The sequence below is a fragment of the Alloalcanivorax gelatiniphagus genome, from assembly GCF_005938655.1.
Taxonomy (GTDB): Bacteria; Pseudomonadota; Gammaproteobacteria; order Pseudomonadales; family Alcanivoracaceae; genus Alloalcanivorax; species Alloalcanivorax gelatiniphagus.
On sequence record NZ_VCQT01000027.1, the window covers coordinates 215,566 to 232,951 of the forward strand.

Consider the following 17,386-nt stretch of genomic DNA (forward strand, 5'->3'; position numbering starts at 1 on the left):
ATGGCGCTTTCGACTAGGCTTCTTCCGTTCCGCCGCCGGCCGCCCCGCTTTTCGCCGGCGTCCACCCATTCGGTACAAGACACCCTCCAATGACAGTGGCTTCCGAGGAAAAAGCGGTTCTGGAATTCAAGGGCCGCATGCTGATGATGACGGTCCTTCAGCTCAAGGACCTGGACCCCAACACCCTGCACCGCGAAGTGAGCCGCCGGCTCGAGGACGCGGCGCAATGGCTGCGCGACGCGCCGGTGGTGATCGACGTGGCCGCCCCCGAGGACGTCAATCAGATCGAGCTGCTGTCCGCGGTGGACACCCTGCGCGGCCTGGGCGTGAACCTGGTGGCCCTGGCCCGCAATCCGCACATGGACGGCGACACCGCCGCCATGCTCGGCCTGGGCAGCATCAGCCTGGCCGGCGGCCGCGATGTGCCCCGGGCGGAACCGGCCCCGGCCAGCGAAGCCGCCCCGGCCGCCGCCGAGACGCTGCTGGTGGAGCAACCGGTGCGCTCCGGGCAGCAGATCTACAGCCGTGGCGATCTGATCGTGCTGGCGCCGGTGAGCACCGGCGCGGAACTGCTGGCCGAAGGCCATATCCATGTTTACAACACGCTGCGTGGCCGGGCCCTGGCCGGGGTGCGCGGGGACACCTCGGCGCGCATCTTCTGCCAGGACCTGGACGCGGAGCTGGTGTCCATCGCCGGGCACTACCGGGTGGCCGAGGATCTGCCTGATAATCGACGCCGCAAGGCGGTGCAAATTACCCTGGACGGCGACGCCATGCGCTTCGTCGAGCTGAGCGGCAAGTAACGCCGCCCCGCGAACACTCATTCAAGGAGACGAGATCGTGACAAAAATCGTGGTCGTAACATCCGGCAAGGGGGGTGTGGGCAAAACCACCACCAGCGCGGCCCTGGCAACCGGCCTGGCGCTGCGCGGCCACAAAACCACGGTGATCGATTTTGACGTGGGCCTGCGCAACCTGGATCTGATCATGGGCTGCGAACGCCGCGTGGTGTACGACCTGGTCAATGTGATCAGCGGCGACGCCAACCTCAAGCAGGGCCTGATCAAGGACAAGCGCGTGGAGAACCTGTTTATCCTCCCCGCTTCCCAGACCCGCGATAAGGACGCCCTGACCCTGGAAGGCGTGGAGCAGGTGCTCAACGGCCTCAAGGACATGGGCATGGAATACATCATCTGCGACAGCCCGGCGGGCATCGAGAAAGGCGCGCTTACCGCCGCCTATTTCGCCGACGAGGCGGTGGTGGTGACCAACCCGGAAGTGTCCAGCGTGCGTGACTCCGACCGCATCCTCGGCATTCTCTCCAGCAAAACCCGCAAGGCGGAACAGGGCGAAGGCGACATTCCCGCCCGCCTGCTGCTGACCCGCTACTCCCCGCAGCGGGTGGAAAGCGGCCAGATGCTGTCCGTGGAAGACGTGACCGAGATCCTGGCCATCGACCTGCTGGGCGTGATCCCGGAATCCCAGGCCGTGCTCAATGCCAGTAACGGCGGCACGCCGGTGATCCTGGACGCGGAATCCGATGCCGGTCAGGCCTATGAGGACGCGGTGGCCCGCTTCCTCGGCGAGGAACGCGAACACCGCTTCCTGACCAGCACCAAGAAAAGCCTGTTCGGCCGACTGTTCGGAGGGTGACGATGAGCATCTTCAGCTATTTGCTACCCAAGAAGGAAAAATCGGCGTCGGTGGCCAAGGAACGCCTGCAAATCATCGTCGCCCGGGAACGCTCCACCCGGGGCGGGCCGGACTACCTGCCGCAACTGCAGGAAGAACTGCTGATGGTGGTGCGCAAGTACGTGCCGGTGGACCAGGACGCGGTCAACATCCAGCTCGACCGGGAATCCGGCTGCGAAATCCTGGAACTGAACATCACCCTGCCCGAGCAGGAATAAGCGCCGCAAGCTACAAGCCTCAAGCTGCAAGCTAAAAAAACGCCGGGGTCTCCCCCGGCGTGCACGGCTCTCCCGTCTTTCTTTGCCAAATCCGCTCGCTTCGTTGACTACTGTCCTTCCGTACAGTACATTCAGTGGTCCGGCGGGCCCCTTCAGGTTTTCCTTTTCTGCGACCCCTCCGAAGGCCTGATCGATCTCCAGGTTCCAGGGATGGAACCGGCCCCCGGACCTTTTCTGATCGCGGCCGAAGCCGCGATGCGATCCAAAACCGCCCTACCCCATATGCCAACCGTGGCTGACCACGAACGACTGGCCGGTGAGCGCCGCCGACGGAAACGCCGCCAGATCGGTGGCCAGCCGGGCGATGTCTTCCACGGTGGTGAACTCCCCGTCCACGGTGTTCTTGAGCATCACGTTGCGCACCACGTCTTCCTCGGAGATCCCCAGTTCCCGGGCCTGCTCCGGAATCTGCTTCTCCACCAGCGGGGTGCGCACGAACCCCGGGCAAATAATGTGGCTACGCACGCCGTGTTCGGCGCCTTCCTTGGCCACCGACCGGCACAGCCCCAGCAGGGCGTGCTTGGCGGCCACGTAGGGCGACTTCAACGGCGAAGCTTCCAGGGAATGCACCGAGCCCATGTACAGCAGGGTGCCGCCACCACTGCCGTACATCCGGCGCAGCGCCACCCGCGTCAGCAGGAAAGCGCCGTCCAGATGCACGCTGGTGACCTTGCGCCAATCCGCCAGGGACAGCTTGTCGAGGGCTTCAATGTGCTGCACCCCGGCGTTGGCAATGGCGATGTCGAGGCGGCCCCAGGTGTCGATCACCTGTTGTACGCCGTCCTCCACCGCGTTTTCGTCGGTGACATCCATGGTCACGGCGATGGCCTCGCCGCCGGCGCCGCGAATGGCGGCCGCCGCTTCCTCGGCGGTGGCGGCATCAAGATCCGCCACCGCCACCCGCGCCCCTTCCCGGGCGTACTGTTCGGCGATGCCGCGGCCAATGCCACGGCCGGCGCCGGTAATGATTGCCACACGGTCGTTAAGACGCATGATGTTGATCTCCTTGTTCCGCCAGCGGGCTGTCGCCGGCCCGGCGCTGCCGGCGGCGCGCCGCCCACAGCCGCAGCTGGCCGACGATGCCGGTGGGGAAGAAATACACGCTGAGCACAAACAGCAGGCCGAACCACAGCAGCCAGCGATCCGGCCCCACCAGATGCTCCAGCAGACTGCCGGGCTCGGTGAAGCCGGCCAGCAGCTTGAGCAGGTCTTGCAGGTAATTCTGCGCCAGCAGGAACACGGCGGTGCCCACCACCGCTCCGTACAGGGTGCCCATGCCACCGATCACGCACATCAGCAGGATAAACACCATCAATTCAAAGTTGAGCGTGTTCTCCGGGTTCACGTAGCGGTTGATCAGGGCGAACAGCACCCCGGCCAGGGTCGCCAGCAGCGCCGACACGATCACCACGGCGGTGCGGTAAAACACGGTGCGGTAGCCCAGCGCCTGGGCGCGGAATTCGTTTTCACGGATCGCCTGCAGCACCCGGCCGAACGGCGAGTTGACCATGCGCAGCAGGAACAGGAACACCAGCACCGCGCTGACGAAGGCCACGTAGTACATCAGGTGCTTGCCGCTGATGCGCACATCGAACAGGGCGTTCTGGAAGGCCCCGGCCGGGGCGCTGAACAGGCCGGTGATAAAGCCCACCACATCGAAACCCACCCAGGGCTCATCGAACGGCCGGAACGCCGGCCCAAGTTCCCGGGGCACCCGCATGGCCAGGCCGTCCTCGCCGCCGGTGAGGTTATACAGCTGGGTCACCAGGCTGAGAAAGGCGAACGCCACCGCCAGGGTCACCAGGGCGAAGAAGATCGCCTTGACCCGCAACGACAGCAGGCCCAGCAGCAGCGACAGCAGAATGGTGAGCAGCATGGCGCCGCCAATGCCGATGAACAGAGCGCCGTAGCCGCTGCCAAAGGCGTCCGAGGCCATCGCCACGCCGTAGGCGCCGATGCCGAAGAACATGGTGTGCGCGAACGACACGATGTGGGTGTAACCCAGCATCAGGTCGTAGGAAGCCACCACGATAATGAACACACAGATCATGCCGAGCATGGAGAAGGCACGCACCCCGGGAAACAGGAACGGGCCCAGCGCCAGGCTCACGCCGATGATCAGCAGCAGCGCGGTGAGCGCGCGGCTGCGCGGGTAATCGCCGGAAAGCAGTCGTTGCATCATAGCCAGGCGCCCCTTAAACCTTGATGACCGGAATCAGGCCCTGGGGCCGCCACATCAGCACGCCCACCATCAGACCCACGGTGGCCACCGCCGCCAGACGCGGCTCCAGGTAGCCCACATAAAGATTGATCAGGCCCACCAGCACGGCGCCGTAGAAACAGCCCTTGATGGAACCCAGCCCGCCGAGAATGATCACCACGATCACCGAGATCATCAGCTCATCGCCCATGTGCGCGGTGATGATCTCCCGGTACATGGCCCACATGGCGCCGCCCAGCCCGGCCAGCGCCGAACCGGCCACGAACACGCCCAGGAACAGCAGACGGATGCGGTAGCCGTGCACCTCCACCATCTCCTGGTCTTCCACGCCGGCGCGGATCAGGATGCCGGTGCGGGTATGTTCGATCACCCAGGTCATCATGCCGTACACCGCCAGCCCCAGAATCACCGCGATCAGCCGGTATTTCTCCAGCGCCACGCCGCCGATCACCGGCCAGGACTCGGGCACCAGAAAGGCGCCGGTGAGCGCGTCCGGGCGCGGCACCGGAATCTCGTTGGGGCCCCAGATCACATGGATCATTTCCATCAGAATGATGGAGCCGCCCACGGTCACCAGAATCTGCTTGAGGTGGTCGCCGTACACCGGCCGGATCACCAGCCGCTCGAACAGCAACCCGACCACGCCGGCCACCGCCAGGGCAAAGCCCAGCGCCGGCACCACCGCCGCCAGGTTGGCCAGCAGCGAGGACTCGCCGGCGCTGGCGTTGAGCCAGTGCACCAGCACCGTGGCGCCGGCGAAGGCGCCCAGGGAAATAAAGGCGCCGTGGGCCAGGTTAAGCACGTTCATCAACCCGAAGGTGAGCGTCATGCCCGAGGCCATCAGGAACACCATGGCGCCCATGGCCAGGCCGCTGATGGTGAGCACCACCCAGGTGCGCGGGTCCATCATGAAAAACGCCACCAGCATCATCAGCACCAGCAGAAACAGGTGCGGCTGTTTCTCGCGGAAAGCGCGGAACCGGGCGATGGCGCCCTGGGGCCGCGGTTCGAGAATTTCGTCGTGCGCCGACATGGCTGTGTTCTCCTTATTCATGGCACGCCCCTATTGATGCGCGCCGAGACCGAGGCCCAGCAGTTCCTGCTGCAGTTCCTCGTTATCGGCCAGCTCGGCCATCTGGCCGGCGTACACCACCCCGCCGTCGTTCATCACCGCCACGGACTGGCCCAGACGCCGGGAGAAATTGAAGTTCTGTTCCACCAGCAGGATGCTCACCTGCTGCTGCTTGAGCTGCTCGAAGGCGTCCGCCAGATCATTGATGATGGCCGGCGCCAGGCCCTTGGTGGGCTCATCCACCAGCAGCAGTTCCCGGGGTTCGATCACCGCCCGGGCAATGGCCAGCATCTGTTTCTGGCCGCCGGAAAGATTGCCCGCCGGCCGGTTCCAGAATTTCTTCATGGGCGGGAACAGTTCAAAAATCCAGTTCAGGCGCTGTTCGTCCATGGGCCCGCTCACCGCCGCCAGCACCATGTTTTCGCGCACCGTCAGCAGGCTGAAAATGCCCATGTTCTCGGGCACGAAGGCAATGCCCTTGCGGGCAATGCGCGGGGTCGGCTGGCCGGTGATGTCCTCGCCCTGGAAGCGCACCTGGCCGCCGGTCACCGTGGTCAGGCCCATGATGGTGCGCAGGGTGGTGCTCTTGCCGGCGCCGTTGCGGCCCAGCAGCACGGTCAGCTCGCCCTTCGGCACCTGCAGGTCCACGCCATGCAGAATGTGGTACTGATCGATGTCCGCGCGCACGCCGGTGAGGGAAAGAATCGGATCGCTCATATCAGGCTTCCTCGGCGGGTTCATCGGCGCTGGCGCCCAGATAGGCTTCCTGGACGATGGGTGAGGCGATCACCTCGGCGGGCTCGCCGTCGGCCACCAGTTCACCGTTGTGCAACACCACGATGCGGTCGGACAGGGAGCGCACCACGTCCATTTTGTGTTCCACCAGCAGGATCACTTTGTTCTGCTTGTTCTTGATGTCGGCGATCAGATCCAGGATCACCGGCACTTCGTCCACGCTCATGCCGGCGGTGGGTTCATCGAACATGAACACTTCCGGCTCCAGCGCCAGCATCAACGCCACTTCCAGTTTGCGCTGATCGCCGTGGGGCAGATTGGCCACCAGGTCGCCGGCCCGGCGGCCCAGGTTGACCTGCTCCAGATAGGCGGCGGCGCGGTCGGTAAGGTCCCGGCGGCGGCTGGCCATCTGCCAGAACACATGGCCGATGCGATGGCGCGAGGCCACCGCCAGACGCACGTTTTCCAGCGCCGTCAGATTGGGAAACAGATTGGTCAGCTGGAACGCGCGGCCCAGGCCCTTATCGGCCCGGGCGGCGGCGCCCAGCCTGGTGATGTCTTCGTCGAACAACCGCACGCTGCCCGCGGACGCGGCCAGCTGCCCGGAAATCAGATTGAACCAGGTGGTCTTGCCCGCCCCGTTGGGCCCGACGATGGAGGTCAACGTGCCCGCGTGAAACGCGCAGGACACCCGGTTCACCGCCACATGCCCACCGAAGTTGATGGTCAGGTCGCGGGTTTCCAGCACCGGACGGGAGGCGGTTTCGGGATGCAAGGAGGCCATGGATGGTCCCTTTGTGTTATCGGAATAATGGGAACAGGTGTTGCGAAAATCACCAGTTGCAAGTTGCAAGTTGAAAGGAAAACCGGGCGCGGGCACGGCGTTTCGGATGGTACGAACCGGCCCGCGCTTTCAACTTTTAACTTTTAACTTTCAACGGTCTTCACTTATTGCGGATCGGGATGTTCATCTGATCGATGGCGATGGTGCGCACCAGCTCCGGGACACCGGCGGTGACGGTGCGGTTGGCGAACCAGTCATCCCGCTCCTCGGCCTTGATGCGGAAGTGGTACATCTCCTGCAGGGCCTGGTGGTCCTCGTCGCGGATGATCATCTTGCCTTTCGGGGTTTCGAACACCAGCCCCTCGAACGCCTTGATCAGGTCCTCGGTGTCGGTGGAGCCTTTCGCTTTGCGGATCGCGGCGGTGATCGCCATGGCCTGGGAGAAACCCTGGGCGGTGAAGAAGTCCGGCGCCGCGTTGTAACGCTTGAAGTGCTCTTTCACGAACCAGTCGTTGATCTCGTTCTTGGGCGACTCGAAGTAGTAGAAGCCGGCCCCTTCCATGCCCGGAAACTCGGAGTAGCTCACCAGCGCCGGCAGGATGTTGCCGCCGGTGGCCAGCTTGATGCCGAAGCGTTCCGGCTGCAGGTCCTGGATGCGGCTCAGCGGGTTGGCGCTGCCGGCCCAGATGGCGAAGATGTACTTGCCCTGCTCACAGCCGTCCCGGTCCTTGAGCGCGTTGAACAGGCGCTGGGCGGCGGCGGTGAAGTCGGTGGCGTCGGTGGGCAGGTATTCCTCGTGCACCACCTTGCCGCCCTGGCCTTCCATGGCTTCCTTGTAGGCGGCCACGCCATCACGGCCGAAGGCATAATCCTGGGCGATGGTGGCCACGCAGACCCCGGGTTCGCCCAGCGCCACGGCGTTGGAAACCGCGTCCTGGGAAGAGTTGCGGCCGACCCGGAACACATAGCGGTTCCAGTCGGCGCCGGTGATGGCGTCGGCCACGCCCTCGGGCATGATGATGCGTTCGTACTGTTCGGCGATCGGCAGGGTGGCCAGGGCCACGCCGGAGGATACCGGGCCCACCACGATCTGGGCGTCGTCCTCGGCGTAGGCTTCCTCCACCAGGGAGCGGGCCCGGGCCGGGTCCAGCTGGGTGTCCTTGTCGATGATCTCGATCTTGCGGCCTTCGATTTCCATGCTGCCGTCGGTGGCGTACTCGAAGCCCATTTTCATACCCACGCCAAGCTGCTCCGCATAGGCGGACAGGGGGCCGGTGAAGCCGGTGACATGGGCGATGCGGATGGAGTCGGCGGCCTGCGCCAGGGGCGCGGCGGCCAGGGCCGTGAGGGTGAAGGCCGTGGCGGTAATAAGACGCTTCATAGGATCTCTCCCTATTCTTGTTCCGGCCGTTGGCCGTGAGTTGTTGTTGTGCTGTTCTTGAAAGCGTGCGCCAACAATATGACAACTGATTCACCTTTCCGCAAGAGTCTGGCGAAAAAAATTCCACGACCGTGGAATATTTCCACCCGCCCCCACCAAAACGCCCCTAAACCCCTATAAATACAGTGCTTTAGCCAATAAATCACAGCATCCAAGAAGCCGTTAAGGCACGCTATTCAGGTCTTCATAGTTGACAGAATGATCACCCAAACCTAATTTAGTTGAATACCGATTCAACTTTCAAAGAACAAAATACGGGCTCCCATGACCACGACCGCCAACGCCAAATCCGTTCCCGGCTCCACCTCCAGTGACGCCGGCCCCGGCGCCCCCAAGACCGCCCGTGGCGCCCGCACCCGCGCCCGCATCCTGCAGGCGGCGGAGGACACCTTCGGCACCCTCGGCTACCACCGCGCCGGCATCACCGACATTACCCGCGCCGCCGGCGTCGCCCAGGGCACCTTCTACACCTACTTCGCCGGCAAGGAAGAAATTCTCCGCGAGCTGGTACGCGACATGGGCCATCAGGTGCGCGCCTATCTGGCCGCCGAGATCGTCGGCGTCGGTGACCGCCTGCAGGCGGAGGAAAGAGGCCTGCGCGCCTTCCTCCAGTATCTGTTCGAGCACCCGTCCCTGTACCGGGTGCTGCAGGAAGCCCAGTTCGTGGACGAGTCCATTTACCGGGAATACTACGAGGCGTTCGGGCGCGGCTATCTGCGCATGCTCGCCGACGCCACCCGCAAGGGTGAAATCCGCGCCGGCAACAACGAGGTGCGGGTGTGGGCGCTGATGGGCATGTCCAATTTCCTGGGGCTGCGTTACGCCCTGTGGGAGCGGGACGTGCCGTTCGACGAGATCGTCGCCACCATCTCCGACCTGTTCCGCCACGGCCTGGCCCTGGACGGCAAGGAGAAAACCCAATGAGCGCGGCGACCCTGCATATCGAGGACCGCATCGCGCGGCTCACCCTGAACCGGCCGCAACGCCACAACGCCCTGGTGCCGGAACTGCTGGACGCGGTGCGCGAACAACTGGCGCGGGTGCGCGACAGCGATGCGGCGGTGCTGATCCTGGACGCCGCCGGCCGCTCCTTTTCCAGCGGCGGCGACGTGGCCGGCTTCCATGACACCCCCCGCGCGCAGCGCCGCGCCTACGCGGACAAAGTGGTGGGCACGCTCAACGCCACCCTGCTGGATCTGCTCGACCTGCCGGTGCCCACGGTGGTGGCGGTGCACGGCCTGGTCACCGGCGGCTCCCTGGGGCTGGTGCTGGCCTGCGACATCGCCGTGGCCGGCGACCGGGCCAGCTTCGCGCCCTGGTACACGGTGGTGGGCTTCAGCCCGGACGGCGGCTGGACCGCGCTGATGCCGGAACGCATCGGCCGCGCCCGGGCAATGGATATTCAGCTCACCAACCGCCGCCTGGACGCGGACGAGGCGCACCGGCTGGGCCTGGTGCAGTACCGCGCCGGCGCCGACGACACCGGCGCCCAAGCCCGGGCGGTGGCGGAGAAAATCCATGACGCCAAACCTGACAGCGTGCGCCGGACCCTGGCGCTGACGCGGCCGGACCGGGCCACGGTGGCCGCCGGCCTGGAAGCGGAACACCGGCATTTTCTGGAGCAGATCGAAAGCGACGAGGCGGACCAGGGCATGGCCGCCTTCCTGAAACGATAAGCAGCATATCGCGACTGAAGTCGCTCCTACGGAGTCCCTGTAGGAGCGGCTTTAGCCGCGATAACGCACGCAAAGAATAAAAACCAACGGGAGAGCATCATGAAAATAACAAACCTGGCCGGCACGCTGTTACTCGGCGCCCTGCCCTTCACCGCGCTACCCCTCACCGCCGGCGCCTTCGACACCTTCGCCGACGAGGACCGCTCCGCGGAACTCAGCGGCGAGCCGGTGCAGCAGCGCTACCAGTTCAACACCCCCACCACGGTGACCTACGACCGCGACTCACTGAGCGGCGGTGCCAGCGGCTCCCGCGTCTACGTGGCCGACATGGGCAACCATGAGATCAAGGTGCTGAATCTGAACGGCGCCCTCACCGGCCGCCTGGACGACGGCGACACCACCCTGGCCGCCGACAGCCCGGCCAGCTCGGTACCGCAAATCCGCGCGCCCCTGGGCATCGCCTTTCTGTCGAAAAGCGAAGCGGACGACGACCGCCTGGCGGGCCTCTATGTGAACGACGTGGGCCTGCAGCAGGTGCACTTTTTCCGCACCGTGTCCGGCGCCGCCGGCGATTTCGAATACGTCACCTCCATCGGCCAACCCGGCCACGGCGGCGGCGAGGACCTGTACCTGCCGCGCAACATGACCATCACGCCGCAGGGTTTCATCTATGTGTCCGATGAATTCAACCATCGCATCAAAGCGTTCAGCATCGACCCGGACAACGGCTACCAGGTCTCCCTGATCCAGACCCTGGGCCACCAGAACGTGAGCGGCCGCTACGTGGGCGCCGGCCCGCGTATTCGCGGCGTGGACAAGGACCACGGCAGCGACTCCACCTATTACGACGACTACGCCGGCGAGCCGGACAAGCGCGATGGCTTCCGCATTCCCCAAGGGATGACCTACTACACTTCGCCGGACAACGGCGCCACCTATCTGTACGTGGCCGACAACGGCAACAACCGCATCAAGATCTTCCGGGTCGATACCACCACCGGCCAGCTCACCCTGGACGACATGCTCGGCCGCTTCCGCGACGGCGGCAGCGCCGATCATCTGAAACGACCGCGCGGGCTGCGCACCGACCTGGCCGGCAACCTCTACGTGGCGGACACCTACAACGGTCGCATTCTGCGTTTCAACAACCTGGCCAGCACCAGTGACAGCAACCCGGTGCGTTACCGCTCCAGCAAAAGCAGCGACGCCTCCGCCGCCTGGGTGTATGGCCGGCTCGGTATCCACCAGGTGGAAATGCGCGCTCCCACCAGCGCCGGCACCGAGGACGAAGCCTTCCAGCTGCCCAACGATCTGGTGCCGGTGATCCGCGCCGACGGCAGTTTCTACCGGGAGAACATTTATTCCTGGGGCTACTACTACAGCAACGCCCGGGTGCACCTGGTCAGTGATTCCGGCAACAACCGCATCAAGAAATGCTGGACCAATTCCAGTGGCACCAGCCTGCTGCGCTGCTCGGTGTCCGCCGGCGTGGGCACCGTGTCCAACAACGAATTCTGGGGCCACCCGCGCACCCTGGCCGGCCAGCTGCACTCCGCCAGCGGCATGGCCTGGTTGGGCAGCAAGAACCGTCTGCTGGTCAGCGACACCCCCAACACCCGCATCAACATGTACGACAGCAGCGGCAACTATCAGGGCCGCTTCCCGGGCACCAACATCAGCTACGGGGTCACCGGCATCGCCACCTTCACCGACAGCAACATCGGCGAAGGCGTGGCGGTGCTGGTGGGCGCCGACGCCACCCTGCCCTGGCCCTACATCGGCGACGCCAGCCTGCGCATCTATGACGCCAACGGCAATCTGGAAGAACTGTTCAATCTCAGCTACCGCACCGGCGGCCTGTCGGTGCCGGAGATCGGCCTGTCCACCAGCAACACCAACTACCCGGTGTCGGTGAGCGTTACCCAGGGCGGCGACGAGCACGCCGTCTACATCACCAGCTTCGACAACTATGTGTGGCGCTTCGACTACGACAGCGGCAGCGGCACCCTGAACGGCAACTGGTACGCCGGCGGCGTGGACACCTCCAAGGGCACCGACCTGGGCGACGGTTGGAGCCTGGGGCCGGACTTCTTCGAACAGGGCAGCGCCGGCACCTTCGACCAGATCGGCAGCGTGCTGGCCCTGGACGACCGGGTCTATGTCACCGACCGCCGCAACCAGCGCATCCAGGCCCTGAACCCGGCCAACGGCGCCCTGATCGGCCAGCTCGGCGAGGGCGGCGGCACCTATGACCACCCGGACGATCTCGACCCGGACCGCCTGTTCCTGCCCGCCGGCCTCGCCTACGACGCCGCCCGCGATGCCCTGGTGGTGGCCGACGGCTTCAACATGGTGGCGCGGGCCTGGGCCAACCCGGACGACTACAGCCCGGACGGCGCCGGCGTGATCCGCCCGGCCTACCAGGGCCACTGGCTGCAGCGGTCCCTGGGCACCCGCCCCGGCGGCCTGTTCGACACCGAGCAGGTGGCCGTGGGCGGCGACGACGTCTATGTGTTTTCGCTGATCAGCAACCGTATTACCCGGTTCGACTGGTCGGAACTGAATCCCTGAACGTCTGATCGCGACTAAAGTCGCTCCTACAACGCACCCTGTAGGAGCGACTTCAGTCGCGATAGCCACGAACCCCCGAACAACGCAAAACCGGGAGAATAAAAAATGGAAATGTTCGACCTGCTTGCCCACCGGGCACGGGTAACGCCGGACCGCCCGGCGCTGGAGGACCTGGACAGCGGCGAACGCTACGACTACGCAGCCCTCAACGAGCGGGCCGCGCGGCTGGCCGCCGCCGCCCGCCAGCACTGGGGCCTGAAGGACGGCGCCCGGCTCGCCTACCTGGGCCACAGCCGGGCGGAGTTTTTCGCCATGCTGTTCGGCTGCGCCAAGGCCGGCCTGATTCTGGTGCCGCTGAACTGGCGTCTGGCGGTACCGGAACTGACCGTGCTGATGGAAGACTGCCAACCCGGCGCGCTGATTTTCGGCGCGGAGTTCGCCGACGCCGCCGCCACCCTGGCGGAGCAACATCAAGGTCTGACCCTGGTGGCCCTGGACGGCGCCGCCGCCGGCCAACGGGACTACGCCGAGGATTTGGCGGCGGTGCAGCCGGATCTGAGCGGTCACCCGGACAAGGACCCGGACACCCCCTGGTACCTGCTCTATACCTCCGGCACCACCGGCAAACCCAAGGGCGTGATCCAGACCTTCCGCATGATGCTGGCCAACTATCTGAACATCGGCCTGGCGGTGGAACTCACCGGCCGTGACGTGCTGCTCAACGTGCTGCCCCTGTTCCACACCGCCGGCATCAATCTGTATTCCTCGGCGGTGTTCCTGGCCGGTGGCAGCGTGCTGGTGGCGCGGGCCTTCGACCCGGATCAGGCCCTGCGGGTGCTGGAAAACCGGGCGACCATCTTCTTCGGCGTGCCGGCGGTGTATCAGGCGCTGCTGGAACACCCGTCGTTCTCCGGCGACCGTCTCAAGGGCGTGCGTTCCTGGGGCTGCGGCGGCGCGCCGCTGTCGCTGCCGGTGGCGCAACGCTATGTGGACCAGGGCATCCGTGTGCGCACCGGCATGGGCATGACGGAAACCGGGCCCACCGTGTTCCTGCTCGACGAGGAACTGGTGATCGACAAGATCGGCTCCGTGGGCCGCCCGCAACTGCTCACCGAGGTGCGCATCGTCGGCCGCGACGGCCAGGACGTGCCCGAGGGCGAGGCCGGCGAACTGCTGATTCGCGGCCCCAACATCACCCCGGGCTACTGGAACCGGCCGGAGGCCACCGCCGAGGCGATCCGCGCCGACGGCTGGCTGCACAGCGGCGACGTGGCGCGGCGCGATGCGGACGGCTGCTACTACATCGTCGACCGCTGGAAGGACATGTACATTTCCGGCGGCGAAAACGTCTACCCCGCCGAGGTGGAAAAGGTGCTGGAACAGCACCCGGCCCTGGCCGAAGTGGCGGTGGTGGGCATGGCGGACGACAAATGGGGCGAAGTGGGCAAGGCCTTCTACGGCCTGCGTGACGGCGCCGACGACCCCGGCGAGGACACCCTGCGCGCCTTCTGCCGCGAGCGGCTGGCGGGCTACAAGGTACCCAAGGCATTCCAGCGGGTGGACGCCCTGCCCCGCAACGCCCTGGGCAAAGTGACCAAACAGGAGCTGCGTGATGCGGTTTAACGACAACGGGCCCCCTCGGGACAACGGCGCCATCGAGTACCAGCAGGTGCTGGAACAGGCCCACTTCGACCGCTTCGCCGCGCTCAGCGGCGACCACAACCCGATCCATGTGAACCCGGACTACGCCGCCGGCACCCGCTTCGGCGCCACCGTATCCCATGGCATGCTGCTGTTCACCGCGCTGCGCGGGCTGATCGCCCGCCACTACCCGGGCGCCGAACTGGAAAGCCAGGACCTGATGTTCCCGGCCCCGGCCTTCGCCGGCGAGCCCATCACCCTGCAGCTGGAGGTGCTGGCGCCGCCGGCGGACGACCGCCTGGAACTGCGCACCCGGGTGCGCAACGGCAGCGGCGAGCCGTGCCTGGAAGGCCGCTGCCGGCTGCGCCTGAACCACCGACCGGACCAGGAGGCACGCCCATGAGCCAGCCCCGCTTCGATGCCCTGAAGATCGACGACCAGGCCCGGGTCACGCGCCGCTACAGCGACGAGGATATCCAGGAATGGTGCCGTCTGGCGGAGTTCGACGGTGACTGGGGCACGGTGCCCGAACCGCTGATCGCCGCTCTGTTCTCCTATTTGCTGGGCGAGCAACTGCCCGGCCATGGCACCAACTACCTGAAGCAGAGCATGCGCTTTCACGACCAGGGCCGCCCCGGCGAAGCGCTTACCGCCAGCGTGGCGGTGAGCCGCCTGCGCGGCGACAAGGCGCTGGTCAATCTGCACACCCGCTGCGTCGGCGAGGACGGCCGTCTGCTGTGCGACGGCGAGGCCCTGGTGCTGTTTCAATGCTGACGCCCCCCGCTGCCTTCAAGGCCGACCGGCCGCACCCGGCCCTGGCCGACTGGCTGGAACGGCTCAACCGGCTGGTGGCCGACCAGGCCGCCCGGGGCCTGGAAGCCACCCCGGTGACGGTGCGCGAGAGCATGGCGTCGATGACCGCCAGCCTGGTGACCCGGCCGGTGGAACTGCCGCTGGTGCGCGACCTGATGATCGCCACCGACGATTACCCGGTGCCGGCGCGCCTGTACGACCCGGCGCCGGAACGGCCAAAGCCGGTGCTGCTGTTCTTCCATGGCGGCGGCCATATGGCCGGCGATATCCGCGTCTACGACCCCATCGCCCGGCGCCTGGCGGAGGCCAGCGGGCAGCTGGTGGTGGCGGTGGAATACCGGCTGGCGCCGGAATGCCCCTACCCGCTGGGGCTGCGGGACTGCCATGCGGCGGCCCGCCATCTGTGGCCGGCCCTGGAGCGTTGCGGCTGCCGGGTGCTCCCCCGGCTGAGCCTGGTGGGCGACTCCGGCGGCGGCGCCCTGGCGGCCACCGTCAGTGCCCTGGCCCAGGACGACGCGGACCTGAACATCGACAAACAGGTGCTGATCTACCCGAGCCTGGATTACACCCTGGAGCACCCGTCCCTCACCGAGAACGGGCGCGGCTACCTGCTGGAAACCGCGCGCATCCGCTGGTACTTCGATCACTACTTCCAGGACGGCGGCGCGCCGGATGAGCAACGGCGCCGGGACGCCTCGCCGCTGCATATGCCGGTGAGCCCACGGCTACCGGCCACCCTGGTGCTCACCGCCGGCTTCTGCCCGCTCCGTGACGAGGGCGTGGCCTATGTGGAACGGCTCCAGGCCGCCGGCGTGGACGCCCGCCATCAACCGTTCCCGGACATGATTCATGCCTATCTGAATCTGGAGGACCTGGTGCCGGACGCCTGCGCGGAGAGCTATCGGGTAATCGGGGAATTCCTGAACCACCAAGCCACAGCCCCATAATTGTAGGAGCGGCTTCAGCCGCGATGGCGTTTGGCGCCGCCGGTGATCGCGACTGAAGTCGCTCCTACGGGGGGCCTTTTGTAGGAGCGGCTTTAGCCGCGATGATGTTTGCCGCTGCCGGTGATCGCGACTGAAGTCGCTCCTACAGGGGCCTTTTGTAGGAGCGGCTTTAGCCGCGATGATGTTGGCGCTGTCGGTGATCGCGACTGAAGTCGCTCCTACGGGGGCCTTTTGTAGGAGCGGCTTTAGCCGCGATGGTGTTGGCGTTGTCGGTGATCGCGACTGAAGTCGCTCCTACGGGGGCCTTTTGTAGGAGCGGCTTTAGCCGCGATGATGTTTGCCGCTGCCGGTGATCGCGACTGAAGTCGCTCCTACGGGGGCCTTTTGTAGGAGCGGCTTTAGCCGCGATGGTGTTGGCGTTGTCGGTGATCGCGACTGAAGTCGCTCCTACGGGGGGCCTTTTGTAGGAGCGGCTTCAGCCGCGATGATGTTGGCGCTGTCGGTGATCGCGACTGAAGTCGCTCCTACAGGTCGCTCCTACAAGGGCCGGCTTTAGCCGCGATGGGCTTCGTCGTCACCGCGCCAGAGCAGTTCATCAATGCCGTAGCAGGGCCCGGCCATCAGGTTCTGGGCCAGCATGAAACGGTCACGGGGGGTGTCGGCGGTCATCTCCGCCACCCGCAGGAACTCCAGCATCCAGGTGTCCCAGACGTTGACGAAGCGGGCGCGGATGTCCACATCGCCGCGCAGCATGTCCGCCTGCAGGGCGGTGACCGTGAGCGTGTCGTCCTGGCGGTCCACCTGATAGCCCTGATTGGGGTAGCCCACTTCCAGGCAGGCGAGGAAATTCTTGAGGCTGCGTTCGGAGGGTTGCCCCAGGGAAAAGGCCAGGGGCTGGTCGGGCACATCCTCAAGGATGGTCAGGATATGGGCGTCGGCGAGCCGTTCGCGCAGCCGCGTCCGGTTGTCCTGCTTGCGGTTGGCTTCCTGGCGGGTCTCGGCGTCACGGCGCGCCGCTTCCATGGCCTCGCGCACCCGCTGCCGCTCGGCCCGCTGGCGGGCCTGCTCCCGTTCGGCGGCGCGCTGGGCCTGCCAGGCCTGCTCCACCAGCCGGTCCATCTCCTGATCGAAACGGCGTGCCTCCCGGGCCTGCTCGATGCGAGCGGCGCAGGCCGGCAACCATTGTTCGCGCAGCCGCCGGCCACTGACCCGGCGCCCCTCGGCATGGGCCTCCGCCAGTTCGGCGCAGGCGCCGTCCTCGATGTCCAGGGTGCCCAGATCGGCAAGCGGCAGACCGGCCACCGTGGCCGGCACCGGTTCACGGCCCAACAACGAGGCACCGGACTCCATCAGGGAAGCACAGCCGGACAGCAACAGACTTCCCAAACCCAAGCTAAAAAGCCAAAACGGCGAGCGTCGTTTCATGAACAGCAACTTGACGACGGAAGGCGAAAAACAAGACGTGGAGCCGGCGCGCCGGCTTCACGTTCCCCGGTGTTCTACGAACACGGGCAC

Annotated in this window: 17 protein-coding genes; 10 read left to right on the plus strand and 7 right to left on the minus strand. The window is 65.9% G+C overall.

What is annotated here, in order from left to right; all coding sequences use genetic code 11:
• The first annotated feature begins 89 nt into the window (after positions 1-89).
• Genes minC through minE form a run of 3 tightly spaced genes read left to right on the plus strand, consistent with a single transcriptional unit; the run spans position 90 to position 1,910 of the window.
• Positions 90-803, plus strand: coding sequence for a septum site-determining protein MinC (gene minC, locus FGS76_RS08745; RefSeq protein ID WP_138772245.1), 714 nt, complete (start codon positions 90-92; stop codon positions 801-803).
• A 37-nt stretch (positions 804-840) separates the two neighbouring features.
• The gene (gene minD, locus FGS76_RS08750) at positions 841-1,653 is read left to right on the plus strand and encodes a septum site-determining protein MinD (protein ID WP_138772246.1); all 813 of its coding nucleotides are present in this window, start codon (positions 841-843) and stop codon (positions 1,651-1,653) included.
• Between the two features lie 2 nt (positions 1,654-1,655).
• The gene (gene minE, locus FGS76_RS08755) at positions 1,656-1,910 is read left to right on the plus strand and encodes a cell division topological specificity factor MinE (RefSeq protein ID WP_138772247.1); all 255 of its coding nucleotides are present in this window, start codon (positions 1,656-1,658) and stop codon (positions 1,908-1,910) included.
• A 273-nt stretch (positions 1,911-2,183) separates the two neighbouring features.
• Here the strand turns inward: minE and FGS76_RS08760 are convergent, their stop codons facing one another.
• The 6 genes from FGS76_RS08760 to FGS76_RS08785 form a co-directional block, all read right to left on the minus strand.
• A complete protein-coding gene (locus FGS76_RS08760) occupies positions 2,184-2,963 on the minus strand; it encodes a 3-hydroxybutyrate dehydrogenase (RefSeq protein WP_138772248.1) in 780 nt (259 codons plus the stop codon).
• Positions 2,953-4,152, minus strand: a complete 1,200-nt coding sequence (locus tag FGS76_RS08765; protein WP_138772249.1) for a branched-chain amino acid ABC transporter permease — start codon at positions 4,150-4,152, stop codon at positions 2,953-2,955. Before FGS76_RS08765 ends, FGS76_RS08760 begins: the two co-directional genes overlap by 11 nt.
• A gap of 13 nt (positions 4,153-4,165) precedes the next feature.
• On the minus strand, positions 4,166-5,224 hold the full coding sequence (locus tag FGS76_RS08770; protein WP_138772250.1) for a branched-chain amino acid ABC transporter permease: 1,059 nt from the start codon (positions 5,222-5,224) through the stop codon (positions 4,166-4,168).
• A 30-nt stretch (positions 5,225-5,254) separates the two neighbouring features.
• Positions 5,255-5,980: an ABC transporter ATP-binding protein gene (locus FGS76_RS08775; RefSeq protein ID WP_138772251.1), complete on the minus strand. Its 726-nt coding sequence runs from the start codon at positions 5,978-5,980 to the stop codon at positions 5,255-5,257.
• A 1-nt stretch (position 5,981) separates the two neighbouring features.
• Entirely contained in the window at positions 5,982-6,782 is an 801-nt protein-coding gene (locus FGS76_RS08780; RefSeq protein ID WP_138772252.1) for an ABC transporter ATP-binding protein, read from the minus strand.
• Between the two features lie 160 nt (positions 6,783-6,942).
• Positions 6,943-8,163 carry a substrate-binding domain-containing protein gene (locus FGS76_RS08785; protein ID WP_138772253.1) on the minus strand — a complete coding sequence of 407 codons (1,221 nt, stop codon included), beginning with the start codon at positions 8,161-8,163 and terminating at the stop codon, positions 6,943-6,945.
• 324 nt (positions 8,164-8,487) lie between these two features.
• On the opposite strand from FGS76_RS08785, the gene FGS76_RS08790 reads away from it, so the two are divergent.
• The 7 genes from FGS76_RS08790 to FGS76_RS08820 all read left to right on the plus strand — a co-directional run bounded on the left by FGS76_RS08790 (position 8,488) and on the right by FGS76_RS08820 (position 15,871).
• Positions 8,488-9,147 (plus strand): TetR/AcrR family transcriptional regulator, encoded by a 660-nt coding sequence (locus FGS76_RS08790; RefSeq protein ID WP_138772254.1) that lies wholly within the window; start codon positions 8,488-8,490, stop codon positions 9,145-9,147.
• The gene (locus tag FGS76_RS08795) at positions 9,144-9,899 is read left to right on the plus strand and encodes an enoyl-CoA hydratase/isomerase family protein (RefSeq protein WP_138772255.1); all 756 of its coding nucleotides are present in this window, start codon (positions 9,144-9,146) and stop codon (positions 9,897-9,899) included. The genes FGS76_RS08790 and FGS76_RS08795 overlap by 4 nt, the downstream gene beginning before the upstream one ends.
• A 99-nt stretch (positions 9,900-9,998) precedes the next feature.
• Positions 9,999-12,470 (plus strand): NHL repeat-containing protein, encoded by a 2,472-nt coding sequence (locus FGS76_RS08800; RefSeq protein ID WP_138772256.1) that lies wholly within the window; start codon positions 9,999-10,001, stop codon positions 12,468-12,470.
• A 105-nt stretch (positions 12,471-12,575) separates the two neighbouring features.
• Positions 12,576-14,093 carry an acyl-CoA synthetase gene (locus tag FGS76_RS08805; RefSeq protein ID WP_138772257.1) on the plus strand — a complete coding sequence of 506 codons (1,518 nt, stop codon included), beginning with the start codon at positions 12,576-12,578 and terminating at the stop codon, positions 14,091-14,093.
• Positions 14,083-14,514, plus strand: a complete 432-nt coding sequence (locus tag FGS76_RS08810; RefSeq protein ID WP_138772258.1) for a MaoC/PaaZ C-terminal domain-containing protein — start codon at positions 14,083-14,085, stop codon at positions 14,512-14,514. The genes FGS76_RS08805 and FGS76_RS08810 overlap by 11 nt, the downstream gene beginning before the upstream one ends.
• The gene (locus tag FGS76_RS08815) at positions 14,511-14,885 is read left to right on the plus strand and encodes a hotdog family protein (protein WP_138772259.1); all 375 of its coding nucleotides are present in this window, start codon (positions 14,511-14,513) and stop codon (positions 14,883-14,885) included. Before FGS76_RS08810 ends, FGS76_RS08815 begins: the two co-directional genes overlap by 4 nt.
• Positions 14,879-15,871 carry an alpha/beta hydrolase gene (locus tag FGS76_RS08820; protein ID WP_138772260.1) on the plus strand — a complete coding sequence of 331 codons (993 nt, stop codon included), beginning with the start codon at positions 14,879-14,881 and terminating at the stop codon, positions 15,869-15,871. The genes FGS76_RS08815 and FGS76_RS08820 overlap by 7 nt, the downstream gene beginning before the upstream one ends.
• Before the next feature lie 552 nt (positions 15,872-16,423).
• Here the strand turns inward: FGS76_RS08820 and FGS76_RS08825 are convergent.
• A complete protein-coding gene (locus FGS76_RS08825) occupies positions 16,424-17,245 on the minus strand; it encodes a hypothetical protein (RefSeq protein ID WP_138772261.1) in 822 nt (273 codons plus the stop codon).
• Positions 17,246-17,386 lie beyond the last annotated feature (141 nt).